Genomic DNA, 24,475 nt, shown 5'->3' with positions numbered 1-24,475 from the left:
CGGCTCACCAGCGGGGCTCCATCTTTTGACCTTCGGGGATGCTCTTCACCTCAGCATTGAAGAACTTCTCTCGGCGGGCCTGTGCCAAGTCCTTGTCGGTCTGCTCAGTCTGAAGCCAGGTGCCCATCATGGTCATCTGCTGGGACACCAGGCCGCGAAGCTTCTGCATCTGTGCGACCTGCTGCGCGGCGATCTCGTGTCCGACCTGCAGAGCCTTCATCTGCCCGTCGGCGGTCTCGGACATGGACCGAAGCGAAGACATCGTGCCTTCTTCGGTGTCGAACTGATCGGCTGTCAGGCTCGCGGCCTTCAGCGTGCTGGCGATCGTGTCCCGGTTGGTGTCGGACCAGGTCTGATAGCTTGACGAAAAGCTCTCGGAGTTCGGCAGGTTGGTCTTGAGACTGGAATAGCTCTGGAAGCGCTGCTGCAGCACATCGTCGGCATTGCCCATGGAAAAGGAAATGCTCTGGCCCTGGTCGACGATGCTGCGAAGCTGGTTGAGATCGCTTTCGACCTGCCCCCACATATGCGATGGAAGCGTCGCGGTGTTCTGCAGCAGGTTCTGGTAGATATTGAGCTGGGTTTCGATCTGTTGCGCCAGCTGACTGATCTGGGTGAGCTGGTTCTGGATTTGCTCGCCAGATTGGCCAACAAGGGATACGAGCTCGCCATTGTTGAGAACCTGCGTCCATTCGGTTGCGGCCCCCGTGGCAGTTCCGGCATTTGCGGGCACAACAGCGCCAGCCGCCAATGCGACAGCCACCAGACCTGTAAGCAATCTATTCGAAATTGAGCAGCGATGCGGCATCGTGAACTCCTCTCGTTTGAAGCCAGTGGATCGGCCAATCGCGGCCGTGTTCGACCGTCAGCGCGCGGATGCGCTTCAGGTCTTCCTTGCCGGAGGCTCCGACAAAACTGAGCGCCACAGGGCCGAGCGCCATATCGAACAAGCGCCGGCCTTCCGGCGTGACGACGTAATATTCACGCTTGGGGGTGGCGTTTGAGACAATCTCGATCTGCCGCTCGTTGAAGCCGATCCGCTCGTAGAATTCGCGCGTCCCAGGCTCACGAGCGGCACCATTCGGCAGGCAGATCTTCGTCGGGCAGGATTCCTTCAGGACATCGATTATGCCAGAGCGCTCAGCGTCCGAGATGGACTGCGTGGCAAGCACGACGGCGCAGTTGGCCTTGCGCAGCACTTTCAGCCATTCGCGGATTTTGTCGCGAAACACTGGATGACCGAGCATCAACCAGGCCTCGTCGAGGACGATCAGGCTCGGTGGGCCATCGAGACGCTTTTCGATCCGACGGAACAGATAGGTGAGAACGGGCACGAGATTTCGCTCGCCCATATTCATCAGCTGCTCGATCTCGAAGGTCTGGAAGGCACCGAGGGTCAAACCGTCCTGTTCGGCGTCGAGCAACTGACCCATCGGTCCATCGACAGTGTAATGATAGAGCGCGTCCTTGATCTCGCGCATCTGAACGCCGCTCACAAAATCCGAAAGCGACCGGCCGGCTGCGCTGGCCATCAATCCGATCTGACGCGAGATAGCGTTGCGATGATCCGGCGTGATGGTAACGCCCTGCAGGGCGATCAACATTTCGATCCATTCCGTGGCCCATGCCCGGTCTGTATCGCTGGAGAGATCCGACAGTGGGCAGAAGGCCAGCGCCCTCCCCTCCTCATGCGCATCGCCCCCGATCTCGTAGTGATCGCCGCCGGCGGCGAGCGTCAGCGGCAGGAGCGAGTTCCCCTTATCGAAGGCGAAGATCTGGGCGCGTTCGTAGCGCCGGAACTGCGCTGCGATCAATGCCAGCAGCGTCGACTTGCCCGAACCGGTCGGCCCAAAAATAAGGGTGTGACCGACGTCGTCGACATGCAGGTTCAGGCGGAACGGCGTCGAGCCGCTGGCCACCTGCATCAGCGGAGGAGAGTTCGGCGGGTAGAATGGGCACGGTGCGACAGGGCTTCCCGACCAGACAGAGTTGAGTGGAATGAGATCGGCAAGATTGCTGGTGTTGATCAGCGGTTCGCGGATATTGCAATACCAGTTGCCCGGCAGACTGCCGAGAAAGGCGTCAGTGGCGTTGAGGGTCTCAATCCTTGCGCCGAAGCCTTCGGCCTGGATCAGCCGGCGGATTGCTTCGGCTTTCTCCCGCAAGGCTTCGCGATCGTGATCGAAGAGAACGATGACCGGCGTATAGTAGCCGTAGGCAACCAGCTGCGAGGAGGCTTGCGCGATGGCATCCTCGGTCTCGGCTACCATCGTCATGGCATCCTGGTCTACGGAGCGGCTTTGCGTCTGGAAGAGCTGATCGAAGAACGGCCGCACCTTCTGCTGCCATTTCTTGCGGGTGCGTTCGAGTTTTTGCCGCGCCTCTTGCGCGTCCAGAAAGATGAAGCGCGACGACCAGCGATATGTGAGGGGCATCAGGTCAAGGCTATTGAGAATCCCCGGCCAGCTCTCCGCCGGGAGACCGTCGATCGCCACGACGCCGAGAAAGCGGCTTTCGACCTTTGGGGTCAACCCATGCTCAAGCTCGGCGGTGGCGATCCAGTCGAGATACATCGGTGCATCCGGAAGCCGGATCGGATGGTTCTCGCCGGTGATGCAGAAGCGAACGAATTGCAGCAGCTCGTCGTAACGGGCGACCCGCTCCCCTCCCCGCTCGACAACCTCGAGCGTTTCCATCCGGCGTATAGACAGGGTATTGGCAAAATACTGCTCGATCTCGCGGACAGCGTTCTTGAAGACGAACAGCACCGTGTCCGCATAGCTCTTCTTGCGGCTCTCCTCGTCCGAGTAGATGTATTTGCTGAGGGCCGTCTTCTTGGACTCGAGCGGGCGATACGTGAGGACGAGCGCGTGCTTGCTTTCGAAATGCCCCTGCTCGCGCGCGAAATGCGCCCGCCGCTCGGCGTCGATCGCGCGTGTCACGACATCGGGGAAGTGGCCACGATCATCCGTCGGATAATCGAAGGTCGGAATGCGGACCGCTTCAACCTGGATCATCCAGCCGCTTCCGAGCCGCGACAGGATCGTATTGATCTGGCGCGAGAGTTCGTTGCGCTCCAGGTCGGTCGCGCTTTCGGAATCCGGGCCGGCAAAGTACCAGCCGGCCATCAGGCTCCCGTCTTTCAACAGGAGCACACCATTGTCGACCAGACCGGCATAGGGAACGAGATCCGCGAAGGATGGGCCAGTGGCCCGGAAGCGTCTAAGAGCGACCATGTCTCCTCCTCAATACCGACGCCACGGCGAGGAGGTCGCCTTGTAGTAATGGCGGTATGATATGTGGCGGACATAGACCTCCCGCATCAGCGGGTCTGCCTTTGCCATCATTCTCAAGAAACCAACGATGACGATCCAGATGGCAACGCCGAACAGGGCGGAGTATGCCGTCAGCACCACGAAAATAAGGATGACGGCAGCAAGCCCGGTGAGCAGCACCAGCTCCCGGTCCGCGCCCATCAACAGGTTCGGGCGCGATAGGGCACGGTGAATGCGGTTGCGTTGCAGTCCGGACAAGGCCTCAGCCATGTGCCCTCTCCCCTTCTCCGCTCGGATCGATGGACCTGGCTCGCTCGTCCGGCAGTCCGATCGACGCGCCGGTGGCGCCGAAAAGGCCAACGATGTTGGTCGCGCCGAGCAGGATACCGGCGACAAGCACCACATAGACGAGCCGCCGCGCGAAATCGTTGAGTTCGCCGCCGAAGATCAGCATGCCGCCGGCAATCGCCACTGCTGCAAGCGCGATGGCACCGGCAACCGGGCCGGTGATCGATTCCTGGATTTGTTGCAGCGGCCCTTCCCATGGGAGGCTGCCGCCGGAACTCGCGAGTGCGGGGGCAACCGACGCCAGGACGATGGGCACTGCAAGGAGCGCAGCGGCGATAGTAGCATTCTTAGGCGACATGGCGCGCCTCCTGTTCTTCCGTGAGCTCATCGGACTCGATTTCGTATTGGCCGTGTGCGTAGCGCTCGACCTGAATGACATCGCGAACGCGCCGACCCCTAGCCGTCCGTTCGATCGAGATGATGAGATCGACCGCCTCGCCGATCACCTCCTGCATCGGCTGTTGGCTGGCTTCGGCGGTCAGTTGCTCAAGGCGGCGGAGCGCCGACATTGCAGTGTTGGAATGGATGGTCGCGACGCCACCAGGGTGGCCGGTATTCCACGCTTTAAGCAAAGTGAGCGCAGCGCCGTCACGGACTTCGCCGACGACAATCCGGTCGGGACGCAGCCGCATCGTGCTCTTTAAGAGCCGCGCCATATCGACAGTATCGCTTGTGTGGAGAAGGACGGCGTTGTCGGCTGTGCATTGGATCTCTGCGGTATCCTCGAGGATAACGAGGCGGTCGTCTGGCGCCGACTTGACGATTTCGTTGATGACGGCGTTCGCAAGTGTCGTCTTGCCCGAGCCGGTGCCGCCGGAGATGATGATGTTGAGCCGAGACGAAATCGCGCTGCGGATTGTCAACGCTTGCTGCTCGCTCATCACGCCCGAGCGCACGTAATCCTCAAGTGGGATCAAGCGAGAGGCGCGACGACGGATGGTGAAGGCCGGCTTGGAGACCACAGGAGGCAACAGTCCTTCGAAGCGATGGCCGCCGATCGGCAGTTCGCCGGAGACGATCGGCTGCTCGTTATCGACCTCGGACTGGAGCGAATGCGCCACGGTTCCGATAATCATTTCAGCACTTGCGGACGACATTTCTCCGGCGGGTACAACGCCATGGCCGAGTCGTTCGATGAACAGTTTGCCGTCCGGATTGAGCATGATTTCGACAACAGTCGAATCATCGAGCGCGACGCAGAGCTGATCGCCGAGCGCCTCCTGAAGCTTGCGGACGAGTCGAGGATGAGAACGAAGCTGGTTCACGGTTTTCTCCTTATGCTGCCTGACCCAGCGGACCATTGAATTGCGAGCGATAGCTGGACGGGCGGAGCCTCAGAAATGTTTCTACGTTCACCGGAAGGATCCCGGCGATGGCTGTAGTCACGCCGATACGGCTCGGATCGCCGATGCGCTGAAGCGGCCAGCCGACACGACCGAGAATGCGTTCGAACCGCAGGTCGGTCACCGTCACGATCTCGGTGATGCCGTTTGCGAGGCACCACTCGGTGATGCCGGCAAACATCGTCAGCGTTGCCTCATGCACTGAGCCTGCCCCCCTGCCCTCTTCAAGGGTCGTATCCACGCAGAAGCGGGAGCTCTCGATCATTGCAGGGTGTGCGTTCAGTCCGTCGCTCGGTAGCAGCGACGGAAAGATGTTCGTCACCATCGTCGGGCCAACGGCCGGCAGAAGCCGCGCGCAGCCGCTCACGTTGCCGAGGTCGGAGACGGCCAGGATGTAAGTGGGGTCAAGAGTATCGAAGCCGTCCGATTCCTCGCCATATACGACGTTGACCTCCCAGCCCAACCGCTCCGCGAAGACGCGAGCGCGTAGCTGGTGATGTTGCTGGATGAGCCGAGCTTCGTGAACATTCCGCGGTTTGTTGAGCGCGAAAACCTGCATGAATTTCTCCGTCGTCGTTGATCGGCTGAGAAGTCAGCATGGAACGGTACTGCGCGGTAGTTGGAGGATCATGCAATGACTGGCGAGTGAGTCGCTCCATGATGAGCGCCTTGTTTGCGGAAATCATGCCTCGTCGCCCTTAACGCGGTCGGCAAGTTTTGCAGGATTCACAGATAAACAGATAGAGAACGCCGCAGAACCTCTGGCTTGTTAACTCACGATTATTAAAGGAAAATCGGGCGGGATCGAATTTACCTGCGCGATGGCGTTAACCTCTTGTTAACCTTAAATGTCTTGCGGCTAGGTGGGAATCGGGAGATAGTTTCGCAAATGATGGCGTTCTAGCCATTTTTTCGAAAGTGTAGTCCTCCGGGGAATTAGTTCGCGAAATGACCAACATGTTGCCCAACAGATTTGATATCGAGATCGCCCAGCAAGGGGCGAAGATCTCAGGTGCGTTGCACATGTTGCGCAGCCAGCAGTATCCGCCGGACGCCCGCAAGGGACTGCGCAAGTTTCAGCTTGCGGAGGTTGCCGACTTCATGGGAGTAACCCAGACTCATCTCAGGCAGATCCATGCCGATGGCAAGGGGCCTGAAATAGAATCGGTTGGCGGACGCCGCTATTATACCGCCGATCAGATGCTTGAGCTCCGTGATTATCTTGAGGCCAACAAGAAATCCGACAAGAGATACTATGTTCCTAAGCGCAGAGAGGGCGAGCCGATGCAGATTGTGTCGGTGGTCAACTTCAAGGGCGGAAGCGGCAAGACCACAACGGCCGCACATCTTGCACAATATCTCGCCCTCACCGGGCATCGGGTGCTCGCGGTCGACCTCGATCCCCAGGCATCCCTGACCTCCCTCTTCGGGATCCAGCCGGAGCTTGATGATACGGCGTCTCTATATGAGGCTCTTCGCTTTGACGACGAGCGCAAGTCGATCGCCGATGTCATCCAGCCGACCAATATTCCCGGACTGGATGTCGTGCCAGCAAACCTGGTTCTTCAGGAATACGAGTATGACGTGCCGCTGGCGATCTCTTCCAAGAAAGGTGAGGACGGCCGACTGTTCTACATGCGGATCGCCAGCGCTCTGAAGCAGGTCGATGACAAATACGATGTGGTCGTCATCGATTGCCCTCCTCAGCTCGGTTATCTGACCATTACCGCGCTCATGGCGTCGACCGGGATCCTCATCACCATTCATCCTCAGATGCTGGACATCATGTCGATGAGCCAGTTTCTGATGATGCTCGGCGGGATCATGGGGCCCGTCGCCGAGGCCGGCGCCGAAATGCGTGTTCAGTGGTTCCGGTACCTCATCACGCGATTTGAACCCACGGATATCCCGCAGGCTCAGATGGTCGGGTTCATGCAGTCGATGTTTGCACAGCAGATGCTGAGAAACCACGTATTGAAGTCAACCGCGATTTCCGATGCGTCGATCAAGAAGCAGACTTTGTACGAGGTCGAGCGGGGTGAATTCGTCCGGGCGACATACGACCGGGCAATGGAGAGCCTGAACGCAGCCAACGCGGAGATCGTCGAGCTCATCCACGGCGTCTGGGGGCGAAAATGAGAGGATTGTCAGCCGTTTTTTTTAACGTTTTGTTCAACGTCGTCAGTGGCTTGTCGGTGTTGACCGCAGGTTGGGAGGGAACTCATGTCCCGTGAAAATCCGTTCGCCAAACTAGATATGGCTTCGATCTCGGCAAATCAAACGCCGACAAAGCCAGGCTACGGAATGACCGGAGCTGCGAAGACAGTTGTTCGCTCCATCGAGGATATGGCGGAGAGTACCAAAAAGCTTATGGAGGGTGAGGTAATCGTGGACCTGGATCCGCGATTGATCGACGTGTCCTTCGTCGCCGACCGACTGTCAGATGACGGCGAGGAGTTTCAGGAACTGCTCCAGGCTATCAAGGAGTCGGGTCAGATAACGCCTATTCTTGTTCGCCCGAGCTCGACAGATGCCAAACGATATATGGTCGTGTTCGGCCATCGTCGCCTGAAAGTCGCTCGCGAGCTTGGAGTGCCGGTCAAGGCAATCGTTAAGAAGCTCGACGATATTACCTCCGCCATTGTGCAAGGACAGGAGAACGCGGCCCGTTCAAACCTGTCTTTTATAGAGCGCGCGTTCTTCGCTCAGAACCTGATTGCGTCAGGAATGACAAAGGAAACGGTTCGTTCGTCACTCGCCGTCGATGAGGCAATGCTCTCCAAGATGCTTGCAGTTGTCGAGGCGGTGCCCGCGTCAGTGATCCAGGCTCTGGGTGCATCTAAGAAGATCGGGCGCGACAAATGGCTCAGCCTTCGGCAACTGGTTCTTGCCCCTGCCCTGTCCAAGGTTGCAGTAGAGCATACGGGGTCTGCTAACTTTCAAGAGCTTCCTGAAGGTGAGCGGTTCGATGAACTCCATGACTACCTGAAGCGATACAAGGCCAAGTCAGCTGCAAAGAAGCCGAAGGCAAACGTCCCCGTCCGGGAATGGACCTCTACCGATCGCGCACTAAACGTGGTGATGAATTCGAAGGCAAAGAAAGTTGCCATCGAGCTTACGAATGTTGAAGCCAGGCCTTTCAGCGAATGGCTGTCTTCCCACATGGGTCGTTTGTACGAGGAGTACAAAGGATCGAAAACTGAAACAAACGGAGACTGAACCGCAAAAGAAAAAGGCCCCCAAACGGCGAACCGTGGAAGCCTCTCTCGTCATCTCTAGCAGGATCGAGAATCGCATTTCCCGGAATCACAGTCAAGAGTCTTGGCGCCGATTTGGTGAGCGGATTTCCTTTGCCTGAAGCAAGGTGAGTGAAAAATGCAGACGGGACATGTGACGACGCCCTTTGGGCGGCGGCCGATGTCGCTTGCCCTGGTCAGAGGCCAGATGGCGATCGACAATCCGCAGCCAGGCACGCGTATCGAAAAGTGGAAAGTGTTTCGTGACGTGTGCGAGGCACGGGAACGCCTGGGAATCCAGGACCGGGCACTTGCCGTCCTTGATGCCCTCCTGACCTTTCACCCTCACGCGGAGCTCGATCCGAGCCAGGGGTTGGTCGTTTTCCCATCCAACGCCCAGCTGTCCGTGCGTGCCCACGGAATCACCGAGACGACACTCCGCCGACAACTCGCGGCACTTGTCAATGCCGGCCTTATTCTGCGGCGCGATAGCCCGAACGGTAAACGTTATGCGCACCGCAACCGCGATGGCGAGATCGAGCAGGCTTACGGGTTTGACCTGAGACCGCTGCTGGCTCGTGCCATGGAGCTCGCCCTGATGGCGCAGGACGTCGCCGCCGAACGCGCTCGTTTCCGCCGCGCAAAGGAAGCCCTCACGATCTGCCGTCGCGATGTGCGCAAGCTGATCTCGGCTGCCGTGGAAGAGGGCGCTACAGGGAACTGGGAACGGGTGGAATCTGAGTATGTCAGTATTCTCGCCCGCCTCCCACGCTATCCGAACCGTGCGCAGGTCGAGATTACGCTCGACGAGATGGAGCTCTTGCGGGACGAGGTTCTCAACATCCTGGAAACACAGCTAAAAACTGAAGATATGTATGGCAATGCCATTCACAATGCCTGCCACATACAGAATTCAAATACCGAATCCATAAATGAAATTGAACCTAGCTCTCGAAAAGAGCAGGGCGAAAGCTTGGCGGATGAACCTCTGACGAAGAATGAGCCGAACGGAGGACCGAAGACGAAACCTGAGCCGATCAAGGCATTCCCGCTCGGAATGGTCCTTCGTGCCTGCCCGCAGATCGCTGATTACGGACCCGCCGGGCGCATTGAGCACTGGCGCGAGCTGATGAAAGCGGCCGTCGTCGTGCGATCAATGCTCGGCGTCAGCCCCTCAGCCTACGAGGAGGCCTGCAATGCCATGGGGCCGGAGAATGCGGCAGTTGCGGTGGCCTGCATTCTGGAGCGGTCGAATTTCATAACATCTGCCGGCGGATATCTGCGGGATCTGACCAGGCGCTCGGAGCGCGGGGAGTTTTCGCTCGGGCCGATGCTGATGGCTCTCATAAAGGCAAATGACGGCGGACATCGAAGGTCCGCCTGACACGGGACTGCGCCATTGACGACGGGCAAAACGCGATCGGCTTGTGGCGCTGGAGCATCAAAACTTGTCAGCCGTTTTTTTTAGTGATTTCCTATGGCAATACAGGTAGTTATCAGCGTTGACTATCGAATTCCTGCGAGGACCTGCAACAATGTGGAAGGCAAAGCAGAAACAGCTAGCGGTCGAGCAGATCAATGGTCATATCGCGAAACCCCATCCCTTGGTCGTCGGTCGTGCGCCTGAGAACACCGAAATGCTGTTCACGCCGGCCGAACTCTTCGGTGCTATGGCGCAGTGCTCCAGCAGAGCGAAGATGGACCAGCGTGCGGCTAGGGCTCAGGTTCAGATGTGCCGCCACCTTATCGCCAGACACGTAGATGACAAAAATGATCGTTTCGCATTGTTGGACACTGCCCGCACCCTCAAGGACTATGTCGGGAAGGTAATGACCGGCTTGGTTGGCGACGGTATTGCCTATCTGCAGATGGTTCGAGATGGCTATCGATGGGTAGATCATTTCGAAAACCACGCCGTTCATGGCAAGCCGCCGACCACCCGGTCACCCGACTATGTCTTTAGTCGCACAGGGGATCTGTTCGTCGCCCTTGCAGAGTCCAAGGCAACAAAGGGAGCTTCCAGGGCTGCTTTTACAAAGACTGTCAGGGACGGCTATTGCGAACAAGTCGAACCCTATCTGGGCCGCAAGATAGGCACCTGGATCGCGTCGCATGGTTATGCCGTCGGCAGCTGGATGAAGTCAGTGAAGAAGGCAGAGATATTCATCGACCACACGGTGAGTTCGGATCCGCCATCCGGTAACGACAAGGACCCTTCCGACCAGTCTGATCCCCGCGGAGTTCGGTTCGGCAGCTATTGCGGTGTCCTGACCCTCCTGTTCGGACCTGACATCGGAGAGGCGGCACGCGATCGCCGCTGGAGACCCTCGGAGCAGAACTTCACCACCGTTGACTGGCTTGGCCGGACGTGGATGGTCGGGGAAGACGCCGAGTGGGAGCCCTTGGTCGTCACTGCCGAAGATCATCTGATTTTCAAATCGGGACCGGTTCGATTTGTGAATGGTATGGCGCTGGATTTGGAAGTTGCTGGGCGTGTCTTTGCTTTGATCGAGTCGAGCGAAGGGGACCTGGATCTCATGGGAGAGCTTCCGGAATTCCCTGCCGATATCATCGAGGCAGCTAAGCGTTCCGGAGGCGCAGTCTTTCCGGACGGGTTTGCCGTTCTTGGTCGGGAGGGAGAGTTGAGCCACTATTCGCGGATATCGGTGAAGCCACCGTCGCAGGCCGCGACTGCCCTGGTTAAGACCGAGCGCCCGACCGATGCCCTGTTCGCTGAGGGAATTCCATTGATCGAGGCTCGCTCGTATACAAGCCCCGACGCTAAAGTTGTTAAGGAGAACCAGGCCCTGCTCTACCTCACTACCGACTAGCGATGGTGCCTAAAGGCATCCCGTGCCGCCTAGCTTTATTCCGTTCGACAACCCATCATTATTGTCGTGTTCATCCTCGGCCTCGCGTTCGAAGTCGGGAATATCCCCATCGTCTGGAGCGATATCCGGCTGCATCGATTTTTCATACTCGTAGGTGGGGAAGGTGATATCCATCGTGACAGTACGGTGCGGCTGAGCCTTCAAATAGCTTTCGACTATTTCTCTCTTTGGCTGGCCATCCGCGATTTTCAAGAGGTATGCGCTCTCAACGGCCTTTGGGTCCCGCTTGAAGAGGTCCTCTCGGAACTGGGCTTCCTCGTTTTTCTGTCCCTCGTAAAGCCGCTCTGGTTCAATAATTAGGCCGTCCAGTCCGCGAAGGTTGAAAAAATGAGAGAGAATGAGCAACGTCCAAGGGGTCGGATGCACCCGATTGGCAAATAGCGTTTTCATGTTCGTAGGTAATGTGTGAGTGAGCCAGAACCCAGAACGCCAGTACACCGAAGGCGCCCCTTTGTTGACCCCAGTTGCTTCAATAGTCTTGAAGAGCTTTGAGCTGCTTGCGTATCTAAGAGCGCCGGAAGGACAATACAGGTGGTATAGAAGGCCGCGATTGCCTACCAGAGAGCGAAGTCGATCAATTGCGTTTGGCTGTCCGCTAGTTCGACTGAAAGAAGCGCGTAGATCCCATTGGTCACTGTCAGGTGGAACTTTGGCGACCTTCGATTGCATGAAATAGGTTGCGGTCCACTTTTTCATTGCGGGGTTGATTTGGCTAGGATCGGTGAAATTGATGTTTAGACCATAGTCCGCCTGCGTAACATCTCCTTCGTAGTTTTGCGTGTAGCGTTCTGTCTTGAACTCAACACCTATCGGAAATCCTTCTCCAACGAGCTGTCGGACATCGCGCTTCAGGTCGTCGATGGAAAATTCGATATTTGGTACCGGCTCGCCGTTCGCGTTCAGACACCAAAGCAGGCGATCTGTAACACCATTTTCGTCGGCGCGTTTAAGCGCACTGACTTCATATGAAATGCATCGATCAACCGACAATAAGAACCGGTAGACCGGGTTGAGTAAGACCCTTGGCAGCATGAAACCCGTCAACCGTTGAAGATCTGCGCAAAGTGGCGGCAAAACATCTAAGATTGCGTTTCTCAGTCGCCATCTTCCGAGTAATTCAGGAGCGCTCCGGCCGTTTGTCGAATTGATAAGCATGCTCGTGAACACCACGAGCTCGGACTTCACAGCAATCTTGTCGCTCGCCCGGTTCGTCTTGAGGCGTTGTTATAGTAACTCGACGCCTGTTGAACCGAACGATGCCGCGACTGCTCCATCGCCTCAGGAAGAGGGATACCCCGGTTGGCGGCTTCCGTCAGGTATCCTGACCGCAGGCCATGTGCCGAAAACTCCCCAGGCTCCAGTCCAGCCATGACCGCCCGCTGCTTGACGATATCGTTGACCGCCTTCGGATCGAGGGCACGGCGGCTGACATTGCCCCAGCGATCGACCGCCCGGAATATGCTGCCGCTGTCGATCTTGGCGGCCACCAGCCAGGTATTCAGCGCATCCACCGGCCGGCCGCTCAGATAAACGACCTCATCGTGCTCGATCCCTGACGTTTTGGTGCGACCCAGATGGATGGCGAGAGAGGGGAGGGGAGGACCACCCTCGACGGCGATTGGCGGTTCGACCGAGAGCTGCTCCCTTCGCAAACCGGCAATCTCACTGCGGCGGCGACCGCCCGAGGCAAAACCCACCATCAATATTGCCCGGTCGCGGACATCGCGCAGGCTGTCGGTGCCACAGGTAGCGAGCAGCTTTGCCAGGACGTCACCGGTGACTGCCTTGGCGCTCTTTCTTTTTCTTGGTCGTGGCGTCGCGCGGACAGCGAGGCGTATTGCGGATTTCAGCGAAGGGGAGGAGAAGACACCCGTCAGCCCGCGCCATTTTGTCAGCGTCGACCAACTGGCAAGCCGCCGGCGCACCGTATCGGGCGCGTGCGGCCCGGGAGATCTAAGGAAGCGTTGCTCGCGCAGGCTCTGCTCGACATCAGCTGGCATGCCGTGGTGAGGATCGATGTCGCGCTGGTCAGGCTGCCAGAGATGGTGGGCGACGAATTTCAGCAGTAGCGCTTCTGGCGCCGGCCAGGGGAGGGAGGCTCCAGTCGCGGCCAGCGACCAGGCCTGCAGATAGGCAAGGTCGGAGGTGAGGGCGCGCAGGGTGTTTTCGCCCATGCCCTCGTTGACCAGGTGGCGGAGCGTTTCGATGTCCTGGTCGGTCAACAGTTCGGCCAGTTCGTCGCGCCGGTCGATCGGCAGCACGCTGGCGATGGTGTCGAGTTCGTGGGCGCGGCGTTCGACGGCGGTCTTGGAATGGGAAGACTTGGCCACGAAAATCGCTCCGGTTCAATGGTTTTGACGGCACTGAGACTGTGCTTTGCAACGGTTTTCGCTGATTTGGGGGAAGAAATCAATCACTTCCGATAAGCAGTACTTATCGGAAGTGACAAGTTGCCTCGGCAACAACATCCAGTGACGGACACTAAATCTAAGATAGCGACGGTTTAGTAAATCATTTACCATATTTTCAATGCGTTACGATTTCGCCAAATTGCCCCTCCAGACCCTATCGCGGCCGGTTTCGGACGCCGCATCGTCACTGTCACGTCTCGACGAGCGCATCGCCCGATCGACGGTCGGCTCCGGCTTCCTCGATCGCGCCCACTTTTCCGATGCCTGCGCCTCGCTGTGGCTCGACGGCGAGCTCGTCCATCTCGAGGACCTGGTGCTGCACGACGCCGGCCACGACATCCGCACGCCGACCCACGAGCTGACAATCGCCCGCGACGTGCTTCGCAGCCGCCGGCGACTCGCGGCGCAGCCACCCGGCTGGGCGCTGCGCCCGGATGGTCTGCGCGCCTTGCGCGGGCAGGGGTGGCTTGCACCATCACACGACGACGACGGAGCAGTTGATGGGATCGCCCAAAACACCGTGCCGTTGGCCGCACCCGCTGCAGACGCGATCGGCGGAGGGGAGGGGGACGATCCGGATAAGGATCCCAACGATCCCCTGGCGGAACACCTGGCCGAAATCGACGCCGTGATCGCCCGCTCGGAAGCAGCGCTAACCGAAGCCAAATTGCCCGGGCCGCGCACTACGCGGGACAAAGATCCGCTGGTCTACGATCTCGATTGGGACGAGGACGCACGGCTCGACGAATGGCGCGTCGTCCTGGGCGAAACCGAAGGCCTGCCGCCGGTGTTGCGCGCCGCGCTGTTGCTCGACGCCTGGAACGACCTGCAGGTCCTGCAACACGCGCCCTGGCTCGGCCGGCTGCTGGCTGCCGAAACGCTGCGCCATGCCGGCCTCACGACCGGCGCCCACCTCGCCGCGATCAATCTCGGCCTCAAATCCATTCCCGTCGAACGGCGTCGGCATCGCGCGCGCGACACCCGCCTGCTGGCGGTCGTTAACGGCATCATTACGGCCGCGGAGCTCGGTCTCAAGGAGCATGACCGGCTGGCGCTCGCAAAACATATGATGGAGCGGCGCCTGGTCGGCCGGCGCTCTTCCTCCAATCTGCCGGGTCTGATCGAGCTCGTCATGGCGCGGCCGCTGGTCTCGGCCGGCATGGTCGCCGAGACGCTGAAGGTGACGCCGCGAGCGGCGCTCAGGATCGTCGAGGAGCTTGGGCTCAGGGAGATGACGGGGAGGGGGAGGTTTCGGGCGTGGGGGATAATGTAAGGGTCTTTTCTTTGTGCGCCGCAGCCGCGGATCGGAGATCATCACAATCAAGTCGCATCAAACGTCAATACAACTCATGCTTTACAGGAGATCACAAAACCATACGAAAATACATACACATAAGCGAGCGAACAAAAATCGGGACCTCTTAGTGAGGGCGCTTCTTATAGTTGTTGATGACGTCGCGGTAACGACTTGGGCCCGTTGAATCTCCCGCTGTTTTCGAAGAGATTCAAGCCACAGGGAAAGACTCGACATCACAATCTGCTGTCGGAGCCAAGAGCGGTCGAATCGACAGGAGCGAGGCGATCAGCCTGTACGAGGAGATCATGGCAAAACCGTACGCGAAGGAAATCGACAGCCTAGAAGCAACATTTGCTTGGGCGAAAAGCAAGGATATTGACGATCTGCGGGCGGCGATCCGCACTGCAGGCCTTTTCCCCCTCCAGGCGATCGGTTCCGGTGGTTCACTCACCGCCGCGCATGCGCTTGTTACCCTCCATCAGACATTTACCGGTCGTCTTGCCTCGGTGTCGACACCGCTTGAAGTTTCCGCAGACCCACTCGTCGGCGTGTCCCATTGGCTATTGAGTGCGGGTGGCGGAAACGTGGACATCATCGCAGCCGCAAAAACACTCGTGACACGCGAGCCGCGCCAGCTCGCGATAATGTGCGGGAGAGAAGACAGTCCGCTTGCCGATCTGTGCCGCCGCCATCCCTATGTGGACCTTTTGATCGCACCGCCGCCGGCCGGCAAAGACGGATTTTTGGCGACCAATTCGTTGCTAGGCTTCATCTCGCTTCTCGCTCGGGCCTACGCCTTCGAGCACGATGGCGATCGAGAGTGGCATGCAGCGGTCGCGATCGTCGATCAGCTGCTTTCTGCGCAAAGTGATGCGGTCGCGTCCTGGCGAGCAAAAACCGGCAGCCTTTGGTCGCGCGGCACGACGCTGGTAGTTCATGGCCCGATGACGAAGGTTGGCGCGATCGACCTAGAATCGAAATTCACCGAAGCGGCTCTTGGGAATCTTCAACTCGCAGATTATCGAAACTTCGCGCATGGCCGCCATCATTGGCTCGCCAAGCGAGGAGACATCAGCGGAGTGCTGGCCCTGGTTTCAGATCATGACCGTGCACTGGCGGAAAAAACGCTGGACCTGATCCCTGGGGACATACCGAAAGCCGTTGTCGACCTTCCCGGTACGCCTGTCGCTACCATGATCTCTTCACTCATCGCAGCCCTGAGGATCACCGAGTGGGCAGGCCTGGCGGTGGGAATCGATCCAGGACGGCCAGGCGTGCCGGATTTCGGGCGCAAGCTCTACAATCTGCCCCTGCCGCGGTCCGGGAAGACCAAGCTTGCCCTTTCGATTGGCTCTCGCGACGAGGCCGCGATATCCCGAAAGGCAGGCAAGACTGCCGCCAGTATGGACGGAGAAGAACTTGCTGGCTGGAAGGGCGCTCTGACGGCTTATCGTAAGCAGCTTGTGAACAAGCGATTTTCCGCCGTCGTATTCGACTATGATGGCACGCTTGTTGATACGCGGCATCGTTTTCAGCTGCCACGTCAGGACATCGTCGCTGAGCTGATCCGGATCCTGAGAGCCGGTGGTCGCGTCGCGATTGCCACCGGGCGCGGTTCGTCCGTTAGGAAAGATCTGCAAAAGGTGTTGCCGGAACGATACTGGGACGACATCCTCGTCGGTTATTACAATGGAGCAGAAATTGCGCCATTGAGCGACGCGGCCGTCCCTGATGGAATGGCGGCGTGCTGCCTCGAACTCGCGTCTCTGGCGATTGCGCTACAGCGCCATCCAGAGCTCGCCAAATTCGCCGAACAGACCGACCGGCAGTTTCAGATCACGCTTCAGGCGAAGACTGACGTGGGCGAGGGGAGGCTATGGGACATTGCCCATCAGGTCATCCTGGCGACCGAAAGCGAGGGCGTGAAGGTGACGCGCTCAAGTCATTCCGTGGACATCGTTGCGGCCTCGGTTTCGAAACTCAATGTCGTCGAGAGACTGAGGGGGCAATTGGGGCCGACTCCGATCCTTGCGATCGGGGATCGCGGCCGGTGGCCGGGCAATGACTTCGAGCTTCTGCGTGGCGAAGATTCGCTCAGCGTCGACGAAACGAGTGTTGATGCTGCAAGCTGCTGGAACCTCGCCGAAGCTGGGCAACGCGGCGTGGAGGCGACACTGGATTATATCAGGCATCTCGAGGTCGTGGACGGGCATCTCGGCTTTGTGAAGGATGCGCTGACGTGAACGAAGGACTTGGGCTGCGGATATTGAGCGAGATCATGGCCTGGGACGACGACCAGGCCAGGCGCGAGTTCAGCTGGTTGCGTCTGATGTCGAAGCTGAAATACGACGGCTATCGCGATTTTCAAGCGGGTATGCGGTTTATTGAAAGCCTTGGTACTTGGCTGCAGCAGTTTGATCCCAGCGAGCGCCCCACGGCCTACGCGTTCGTGCGTCAATCCCTGATCTATGTGGGTCAGGCAGAGATGAACCGCCTCGTGGAGCAGTTCTATCCGTCCGTCGTGCGTGAGCGCATCATCAGCATGGTCGCGGCGGAAAAGGGAATTCCGCGCTACCGGGTCTGGGCCGACAGCGATGCGAGAGATGCAGCCGATCGCTTGCGGCGGCAGACGCTCTTCATGGGATTGAGTGACGGCGCCAGGATTGATGGCATCAGGCATAGTAATGTCGGCATCCTCACCAACGAGCAGTTTGTACTGGCGACCCAGCTCGACGAAGACAAATGGCAAGATCTGATCGACGATCTTCGCAAGGACCTCAAGGATCCGGACGCACAGTTCAGGCTGGTTTACTTGATCGACGATTTCGTCGGGACCGGGACGTCGTTCCATCGTTGGAACGAGAAGAAGCAGAAGTGGTCCGGAAAGCTTTCGCGCTTCAAGGAATCGCTTGAGAATGTCGTCGGTGCGCTTTCGGCCAAGGTGTTGTCCCCCGATTGGGAACTCTGCGTGCACCACTATATCGCGACGCATGCGGGCGCTGGCGAGATGGTCAGGCGGGTTGGCGACGCTAAGGACGCTTTGAAAACGGAGGGATGGACGGAGACGATCAATTTCTCGTTTGGGGCGGTTCTGCCGCAGGATCTTCCAGTAGACAAAAGCCCCGCGCCATTCGAGGGCTTCATCGCGCTCACCCAGAAATATTACGACCCGAAGATCCAGACCGAGCATACGGATGTCGGAGGGGTCGAGCACCTGGGACTCGGCTATGGCGGATGTGCCTTGCCACTGGTTCTCGAACACAATACGCCCAACAATTCCGTCGCCATACTCTGGGCAGAGACCGAGGGTGGCGAAGCAACGCCGGCAATGCGTCCGCTCTTCAGACGAAGGCAGAGGCATTCATAGGATCATCATGGTCAATCCCTTCGAGAAACGCGCAACCGAATATCTACGCGACGATGAGGCCTTCCTCGCTGTCGTTACCCCTGAGCCCTTGGCGACCTTCTTCCAGAAACACGCTGAGGAGGGAAAGCTCTATGATCGACTGACAACGATTATTGGGACGCCCGGGAGCGGAAAGACGACCCTTGCGCGGCTCTTTCAATATTCGACATTGCGCACGCTTTTGCGAAATCGCGGCCAGGATATCTATGACGATCTCATCGACACGTTGACGGCCTGTCGGGCGATCACGACCGGGATGCCGTCGGTCATCGGTGCCCGCCTGCCGCTTGAGGGTGAGTACCGCGAATTCTGGGAGTTTCCATATCCCGATGAGCTCAAGAGCGGACTGATGACGGCTCTCCTCCAGGCCCGGACGGTGTTGGCCTGGATCAGGGACGTGCAGTTGGCGGGGGCATCGATCGACGACCTCGAAATCGTGCCGAGACCCGACGCCGATGCGGCGCTCACCGCCATTGGCGGGACAGGTGCGCGGGGGGTGCTGGAGCGGGCGCGGGAAATCGAGCTTGCGATCTACAATATCTCGGCCGCGCTGGTTCCACCTGAGATTGACGAGATCGACAGGGAAGTTGCCGCGGCGGCCTACCGCCCGTTCGATGTCATCGAGACGTTCCTCCTCAAGGAGCACAACCAGTCATCGGTCCTGAAGCCGCTGGTGATCTTCGACGACGCCCACAGCCTGCATCCGGCGCAGTTCCAATCCCTTCAACGTTGGCTCAGCCGGCGCGAGTTGCGAGTCTCGCGCTGGGTGCTGACGCGCCTTGATGCCCTGACGCCGGCAGACGTGCTGGTTGAAGAAAACGAGATCGCGCACGCTGATGAGCCAGGCCTTAAAAAGTCTCGCGAGACAACCACGATATGGATGCAAAGCGGAGGAGATCGACTCAATCAGCGCCGAGCCTTTCGCAAGATGGCCAAAGGGATGGCCAATCGGTACCTCGCGCAGATGGAAATTTTCCACCGTCGCCGGCTCAACGATCTTGGAAATCTGCTTGCGACCTATATCGAGCCGATTTCGCAATCGAAGCGGGAAAGGCTTGCAAGCCACGTCGATAGTCTGCAATGGCGCTTCAAGATCACCGCGGAGCGAAGGACCGGTCTTGAACAGGACATCGCCAACTATCTGAAGGACACAGCCGAAGACTGCGAAGAGATCCGACTTTCCATGCTCGGCGTCCTTTTCCAGCGTTACGCCAAACGCGTGCCGCAGCAGGGACTTTTCGACGATGCCGGGCAGGACGTCGAACCGTCACGCCCGCTCATCGCGGACGACAAGGTCTTCGAAGGCGCGAAAATCCATCTACTTCACAAGCAAGATCGGCCCTATTTCTATGGTATCGATCCGTTATGTGACGCGGGCTCCGAAAACGCCGAACAATTCCTTCAGCTCGCCTCTCGGTTGGTTGCGCAATCCGAGACGCAGCTGATCCGTTCGAAGTCGCCAACCTTAAGCGCGAGCTCGCAGCATTCGCTCTTGCGAAATCGGGCTGCCGAAATGATCCGGGAGTGGGATTTTCCGCACCATCAGCAGGTCAAGAAGCTAGCGGATGGGATTGCGGCGGCTTGCGTCAAGAAGAGCCTTGAGGGTAACGCGTCGCTTGGAGGCGGCGCCAACGCCTTCGGCATACCGCAGGAAGAGTTCTACGAAATTCCTCGCAACCAGCCGGAGCTGGCGCGCATCCTGCAATTCGGCGTGGCATATAACGCCTTCGTCCTCGTTCCCAACCACGGCACCAAGAAGCGTCTCTGGGTTCTCGTTGAGCTGGGCGGTGTGCTTTTGCTTCACAACAGACTGACGCTCAAGCGCGGTGGTTTCCTTGAAAAGCGGACCAACGACCTGGTGCGCATCCTAAACGAGGCTTAAATGGCGCGCGACTGGCGGTGGGACCCCTGTATTTCTCATAGCGGCGACGCTGTTTCCGGATTCATTGACGATTATTTTGCTGATACGAAGCGCAAGGTCATCGTGATCGCCGGGGCAGGCTTCGATCCCCGCGCCTGCGTGATATCGCGAAAGCTGGCCGCCGGCGGGGCGCCGCTACGCGGTCTGTTCCTCCAGGAAAACCGTCCGGATCCCTCGCCCGAACTCGTATCGCGGGCTGCGAAGAATATTGCCGACTTGCAGACGATCGTGCCAAATCACGCGCTTGTTCCTGTCGATATCTTCGGCAGCGACCTCGCCGTGATTGGCGGTCGAAACGTGGCGCGAGCTCTTGCTGGCCAAAATTTTGACGGCATCACGGATGTCGTCGTCGATGTGAGCGCCCTATCGGTCGGAACCAGTTTTCCGATCATCCGGCTCCTCGTCGAGTATAGCGAGCGGGGCAAGGGGCCACAGAACCTCCATTTGCTCGTCGCGCACAATCCCGCTCTCGACGGCGCGATCAAGACGATCGCCAGCGATTCCCCCGGCTATGTTCATGGCTTTGTCGGCGGCCTTACGCTCAACAAGTTCGCCGGGGCGGCCAAGCTTTGGCTGCCGCAGCTGGCGACGGGGAAGCGCGCCGCTCTGGACCGCCTCTATGATTTCGTCTCGCCGCACGACACCTGCCCGATTCTGCCATTCCCATCCATGGACCCGCGGATCGGGGACCGCTTGGCGGAAGAATTCATGGTCGAACTCGACAGCGCCTGGTCGGTCGATACTCGTGACATCGTCTACGCCGATGAGCGAGACCCTCTCGATCTCTACCGGACGATCTTGCGCCTCGACGACCTCAGAAAACCAGTCTTTTCTGAGGTCGGCGGCTCTCGTTTGGTGCTCTCGCCGCTCGGCAGCAAGGTGATGGCACTTGGGGCGCTGATGGCTGCACTCGAGCGGAATTTACCAGTCGCTTACCTTGAGGCTCTAGGATATGATTTAGAGGCATCAGTCTCGGACGCCCCAGATTCACCGCATCTGGTTCATATTTGGCTGGAGGGAGAGGTCTATCCTCAGCCAAGGCCGCAGTTACATACATGATGAAAGGACGAAGGTGTTATGCCGATCGTCGTCGACAGACCCAAAATTTTCGGCACCGGGCTAGTGGCCCTTGATCTTGTCATCGGCCTCGATCCGAACACGCCGGTACAATCCTGGGCGGGCGGCACCTGCGGCAACGTCATGGCCATCATGTCTTATCTGGGCTGGGACGCCTACCCGATTGCCAGGATGAACGGTGATCCTGCGTCCGAACGCGTGCGTACTGACCTTTCATCGTGGGGCGTGCATCTCGATTTTGTCAACTGCGCGCCGACCGGCCACACGCCGATTATCATCCAGCAGATCCGGCGCGGACGTGATGGGACCCCGACGCATCGCTTTCTCTGGAGCTGCCCGCATTGTGGCCAGCGGCTGCCCAGCTACAGGCCGGTCACCCAGGCTTCGGTCGAAGCCATCGTTCCACACCTTCAAAATTCGTCCGTTTTTTTCCTCGACCGTTTATCGCGCGCCGCCCTGACACTTGCCGAGAGCGCAGTCTCGGCGGGCGCAGTCGTCGTCTTCGAGCCATCCGGAAAAACGGACGACAAGCTTTTCGCGGAAGCGCTGGGTTTGGCGCATGTGGTCAAATACTCGGATCAGCGCCTCGCCGACGCGGGACAGGCCATGTCTGAGGGGACAGCGACGCGTGTCGAAATTCAGACGGTAGGAGCCGACGGCCTTCGATATCGCCACCGGCTCGACGACAAGGTGTCGCCATGGATAGTTGTGCCCGCCTTTCCAGTTGCAAACCTCGTCGATAGTTGCGGATCAGGGGACTGGTGCACCGGTGGCTTCCTGATGAAAGCCGCTGGTAGCGGGCTGAGCGGTTTGATGAGCATTGGCGAAGCCGGGCTAAACGAGGCGCTGCGATTTGGCCAAGCCCTTGCCGCCTGGAATTGCGGTTTCGAGGGCGCGAGGGGAGGCATGTATCTCGTTTCGCGACCGGATTTTGATCGGCAGATACGCTCCATTCGCGAGGGACGTCCAACGCTGGCGGCGATCGACCGGACAATCAAGGTTGGTGCGTCGGTTGCTTGTCCAGCATGCCCGGACCAACCGGATAAGCTGCCTCCTGCTGCCCGGTCCGCGGCCTAAGACCCTTTCGTTATTTCAGGAATAAGCCTGTTTTGGCATTGCGGCTACGCACGACAGGCCGCGGGTCAGATTCGACGCTCGCTTCGAATTCGCGAATCTTTTTGGCAAGTTCCGATGCTTTGCGTGCATGATCTGTCGGCTCTGACGCCAGATATTCCGAATACTTGGTTTTGACGGCCGTGCGGACGGCAGCACTGGAGCCGCTTCTGGAACCGGTTTTGGCTGTTCGCGAAAGCATTTTAACGGCCATTGAGCAATTCCCTTTCCACTGTTCTCAGAAACTGGAACTCCTTCAATATAAGAGCTTCCAGCGTATCCAGCAACTCCTGCTGGACATCCTGGTCGAAGTCGAGCTCGACGTCGCTGTCGAGCGTCACAACGACTTTCGTCCGGGCATCGATCTCCAGAGGAACGCAGAGGACCCAGCTAAGATCCCGCCATATCAGTTTTCGCAACCAACGATCCTGCGGAGCCGAAAGACTTCGGTTCCAGACCTCTTCATCACTCTTCGATACGTAAAGTGTCTCATTCTGCCTCCAAGCGTCTCCGATCAATGAGCGTTCGAGAGGTAGACAAATCCTCTCGTCGGACAGGTCGGCATATCCGGAACTGAATTCAAGCCGGACGGTGCGATTCCGTGGCCCGATCGGGATTGCGATGGCGATGCGCGTTGTAAATTGCCGATCGGGGGACGCGGCTGCGGCAAATGCGGCTTCGATAAATTCGTGGCACTTCAATGAGACCGCGTCGCACGTATCGTTGATGCTTCGCGGCAATTCGATCATGCGGGCAATGAGACTTCCATCGCAGAAGGTCTCAGTCTTCTGAACAATCTCCACGGCGCGCGTTCGACCGATGTCGAAGTCGAGAAGGCCGAGATCGACGACCAGACGCTCCGAAGTTAGGCGATCGACACCGCGTTTGTTGAGAATTCCCGACCCGAAGATCATTGTTCTGATGGCGGATCCGATCGTCCATGCTAATTGGGGCGGCCTTTTCACGCCGCCGACACTGATCTCGATGGCCGCCGTTAGGGCATCGCGATCGGTAGAACGCTCGTCGTCGAATGTCCAGGCCGGGAGATTGGAAACGAGCCCTCCGTCCATAAACCAGTTTCCGTCGATCCGTCGTGGCTTGAAGACTCCTGGGATGGCGATTGATGCACAGACCGCATCCGAGACGGCCACGTCTGGGCTAGTTTCGGCGGAGAATACCGTCAGCTCTTGCCTAGTGATGTTTGCGGCCACGATCTTCAAGGGTAGACGGCCCGCCTCCGCGAGGTCCTTGAACGTCACAGGTCTGCCGCGGCGCGAGCCATGATGTTTGACCGACAGCAACTGGTCGAGGCCGGTCTTGACGTTATCGAGAGATACGACGCCTCTCATAAAAAAGATTGCTGCTCCCGTCGCTATTAACAGTGTTGCGAGGAGAAGAGCCAGTGCCGGTTGCGGAAACAGCCAGAGACCGATGACGGCGATCGCGAGGACGGTGAAGCCAACCACCTTCAGCATCCAAATTCGAGCGAGCAGAAACCGGATTAATCTCAGCCTGAACCACGCATCATCGCCAAAAAGCTTGGCAGGCGTTTTCGCGGGCTGCTTAATCTGACCTGCATCAAGATTGTCAGGATCCAGGTCAAGTCGATCGAGAATATTCGCACCCGTCTTATCGGAAAAAATCTCCTCGGCGTCGTAGCCGGCGCAGGCGAGCGCCGCAAGAATCGCGCCGGCAGACGTGCCCGCTAGTCCCGAAATCTCGATACTGTGCTTAGACAATGAACGATAGGCGCCGACATGGCCAAGGCCTCGCGCGCCTGCACCTTCAAAAACGCAATATACCCGCTGCTTTTCCAACCGAAAATCCCACCCAACACGACGAGGCCATCAGCGTCGGCAGCTACAGTGCTAGCCGACAAATCTGCTCCTACACCAGCTCATCATCGATGTCCCGTTGGCAGCGTCCGTATTCATCAGATCTTGCACGGACGACCGGATGAAAAGTTTGCCCGCGGTGGTCAAGGCAGCTGATGACAGCAAGGTGGCGGGCAACGTTTATTCGATGATTTTCCCGGGCTCGGGCATTGTAAGGCCGAGCGCCTCGAAGGAGGCTATGGCTGCTACGCGGTCGCAGGTCACGTCATGAACAAGATAATGGCCGTCAAATAGCTCCACATTTTTTATCAGAGCCGGTGAA

At 58.6% G+C, this 24,475-nt stretch carries 20 protein-coding genes; 10 read left to right on the top strand and 10 right to left on the bottom strand.

Features of this window, described 5'->3' with window-relative positions; genetic code table 11:
* Positions 1-4: 4 nt before the first annotated feature.
* The 6 genes from trbJ to traI are packed head-to-tail and all read right to left on the bottom strand — an operon-like array spanning position 5 to position 5,525.
* Positions 5-808, bottom strand: a complete 804-nt coding sequence (trbJ, locus tag RHSP_RS32770) for a P-type conjugative transfer protein TrbJ (RefSeq protein WP_004129947.1) — start codon at positions 806-808, stop codon at positions 5-7.
* The gene (locus RHSP_RS32765; RefSeq protein WP_004129944.1) at positions 780-3,236 is read right to left on the bottom strand and encodes a conjugal transfer protein TrbE; all 2,457 of its coding nucleotides are present in this window, start codon (positions 3,234-3,236) and stop codon (positions 780-782) included. The genes trbJ and RHSP_RS32765 overlap by 29 nt, the downstream gene beginning before the upstream one ends.
* Before the next feature lie 9 nt (positions 3,237-3,245).
* Entirely contained in the window at positions 3,246-3,545 is a 300-nt protein-coding gene (locus RHSP_RS32760) for a conjugal transfer protein TrbD (RefSeq protein WP_004129942.1), read from the bottom strand.
* Complete coding sequence (locus RHSP_RS32755) at positions 3,538-3,921, bottom strand: TrbC/VirB2 family protein (protein ID WP_004129938.1); 384 nt, start codon at positions 3,919-3,921, stop codon at positions 3,538-3,540. Before RHSP_RS32755 ends, RHSP_RS32760 begins: the two co-directional genes overlap by 8 nt.
* A complete protein-coding gene (gene trbB / locus RHSP_RS32750) occupies positions 3,911-4,888 on the bottom strand; it encodes a P-type conjugative transfer ATPase TrbB (RefSeq protein ID WP_004129936.1) in 978 nt (325 codons plus the stop codon). Before trbB ends, RHSP_RS32755 begins: the two co-directional genes overlap by 11 nt.
* 10 nt (positions 4,889-4,898) lie before the next feature.
* Positions 4,899-5,525, bottom strand: coding sequence for an acyl-homoserine-lactone synthase (gene traI, locus RHSP_RS32745; protein WP_004129933.1), 627 nt, complete (start codon positions 5,523-5,525; stop codon positions 4,899-4,901).
* A 389-nt stretch (positions 5,526-5,914) separates the two neighbouring features.
* Here traI and repA point away from each other — a divergent pair, with 389 nt between their 5' ends.
* The 4 genes from repA (at position 5,915) to RHSP_RS32725 (ending at position 11,033) form a co-directional block, all read left to right on the top strand.
* Positions 5,915-7,105, top strand: coding sequence for a plasmid partitioning protein RepA (gene repA / locus RHSP_RS32740; RefSeq protein WP_004129930.1), 1,191 nt, complete (start codon positions 5,915-5,917; stop codon positions 7,103-7,105).
* 84 nt (positions 7,106-7,189) lie between these two features.
* Positions 7,190-8,185 carry a plasmid partitioning protein RepB gene (repB, locus tag RHSP_RS32735; protein ID WP_004129927.1) on the top strand — a complete coding sequence of 332 codons (996 nt, stop codon included), beginning with the start codon at positions 7,190-7,192 and terminating at the stop codon, positions 8,183-8,185.
* Positions 8,186-8,341: 156 nt separating this feature from the next.
* On the top strand, positions 8,342-9,586 hold the full coding sequence (repC, locus tag RHSP_RS32730; protein ID WP_004129924.1) for a plasmid replication protein RepC: 1,245 nt from the start codon (positions 8,342-8,344) through the stop codon (positions 9,584-9,586).
* Positions 9,587-9,737: 151 nt separating this feature from the next.
* Positions 9,738-11,033 (top strand): hypothetical protein, encoded by a 1,296-nt coding sequence (locus tag RHSP_RS32725; RefSeq protein ID WP_004129910.1) that lies wholly within the window; start codon positions 9,738-9,740, stop codon positions 11,031-11,033.
* A 9-nt stretch (positions 11,034-11,042) separates the two neighbouring features.
* On the opposite strand, the gene RHSP_RS32720 is transcribed toward RHSP_RS32725, so the two are convergent.
* Together RHSP_RS32720 and RHSP_RS32715 are read right to left on the bottom strand one after the other, a co-directional pair.
* Complete coding sequence (locus tag RHSP_RS32720; protein WP_004129907.1) at positions 11,043-12,248, bottom strand: hypothetical protein; 1,206 nt, start codon at positions 12,246-12,248, stop codon at positions 11,043-11,045.
* 26 nt (positions 12,249-12,274) lie between these two features.
* Positions 12,275-13,423 carry a site-specific integrase gene (locus tag RHSP_RS32715; protein WP_004129904.1) on the bottom strand — a complete coding sequence of 383 codons (1,149 nt, stop codon included), beginning with the start codon at positions 13,421-13,423 and terminating at the stop codon, positions 12,275-12,277.
* Between the two features lie 199 nt (positions 13,424-13,622).
* Here RHSP_RS32715 and RHSP_RS32710 point away from each other — a divergent pair, with 199 nt between their 5' ends.
* The 6 genes from RHSP_RS32710 (at position 13,623) to RHSP_RS32685 (ending at position 22,282) form a co-directional block, all read left to right on the top strand.
* Complete coding sequence (locus tag RHSP_RS32710; RefSeq protein ID WP_004129902.1) at positions 13,623-14,777, top strand: RHE_PE00001 family protein; 1,155 nt, start codon at positions 13,623-13,625, stop codon at positions 14,775-14,777.
* A 329-nt stretch (positions 14,778-15,106) separates the two neighbouring features.
* On the top strand, positions 15,107-17,044 hold the full coding sequence (locus RHSP_RS32705) for an HAD hydrolase family protein (RefSeq protein ID WP_004129899.1): 1,938 nt from the start codon (positions 15,107-15,109) through the stop codon (positions 17,042-17,044).
* Complete coding sequence (locus RHSP_RS32700; protein ID WP_004129896.1) at positions 17,041-18,168, top strand: phosphoribosyltransferase-like protein; 1,128 nt, start codon at positions 17,041-17,043, stop codon at positions 18,166-18,168. The genes RHSP_RS32705 and RHSP_RS32700 overlap by 4 nt, the downstream gene beginning before the upstream one ends.
* Before the next feature lie 7 nt (positions 18,169-18,175).
* Positions 18,176-20,089 (top strand): ORC-CDC6 family AAA ATPase, encoded by a 1,914-nt coding sequence (locus RHSP_RS32695; protein WP_004129894.1) that lies wholly within the window; start codon positions 18,176-18,178, stop codon positions 20,087-20,089.
* Complete coding sequence (locus tag RHSP_RS32690) at positions 20,090-21,187, top strand: hypothetical protein (protein ID WP_004129891.1); 1,098 nt, start codon at positions 20,090-20,092, stop codon at positions 21,185-21,187.
* A gap of 18 nt (positions 21,188-21,205) precedes the next feature.
* On the top strand, positions 21,206-22,282 hold the full coding sequence (locus tag RHSP_RS32685) for a carbohydrate kinase family protein (protein ID WP_004129889.1): 1,077 nt from the start codon (positions 21,206-21,208) through the stop codon (positions 22,280-22,282).
* 10 nt (positions 22,283-22,292) lie between these two features.
* Here the strand turns inward: RHSP_RS32685 and RHSP_RS32680 are convergent, their stop codons facing one another.
* Both RHSP_RS32680 and RHSP_RS32675 read right to left on the bottom strand, forming a co-directional pair.
* Positions 22,293-22,532, bottom strand: coding sequence for a hypothetical protein (locus tag RHSP_RS32680; protein ID WP_004129887.1), 240 nt, complete (start codon positions 22,530-22,532; stop codon positions 22,293-22,295).
* On the bottom strand, positions 22,522-24,135 hold the full coding sequence (locus RHSP_RS32675; protein WP_004129886.1) for a patatin-like phospholipase family protein: 1,614 nt from the start codon (positions 24,133-24,135) through the stop codon (positions 22,522-22,524). Before RHSP_RS32675 ends, RHSP_RS32680 begins: the two co-directional genes overlap by 11 nt.
* Positions 24,136-24,475: the final 340 nt, after the last annotated feature.

The organism is Rhizobium freirei PRF 81 (genome assembly GCF_000359745.1).
Taxonomy (GTDB): domain Bacteria; phylum Pseudomonadota; class Alphaproteobacteria; order Rhizobiales; family Rhizobiaceae; genus Rhizobium; species Rhizobium freirei.
The sequence above is the reverse complement of the archived record's forward strand: the minus strand, read 5'-3'. Positions and strand labels throughout refer to the sequence as shown.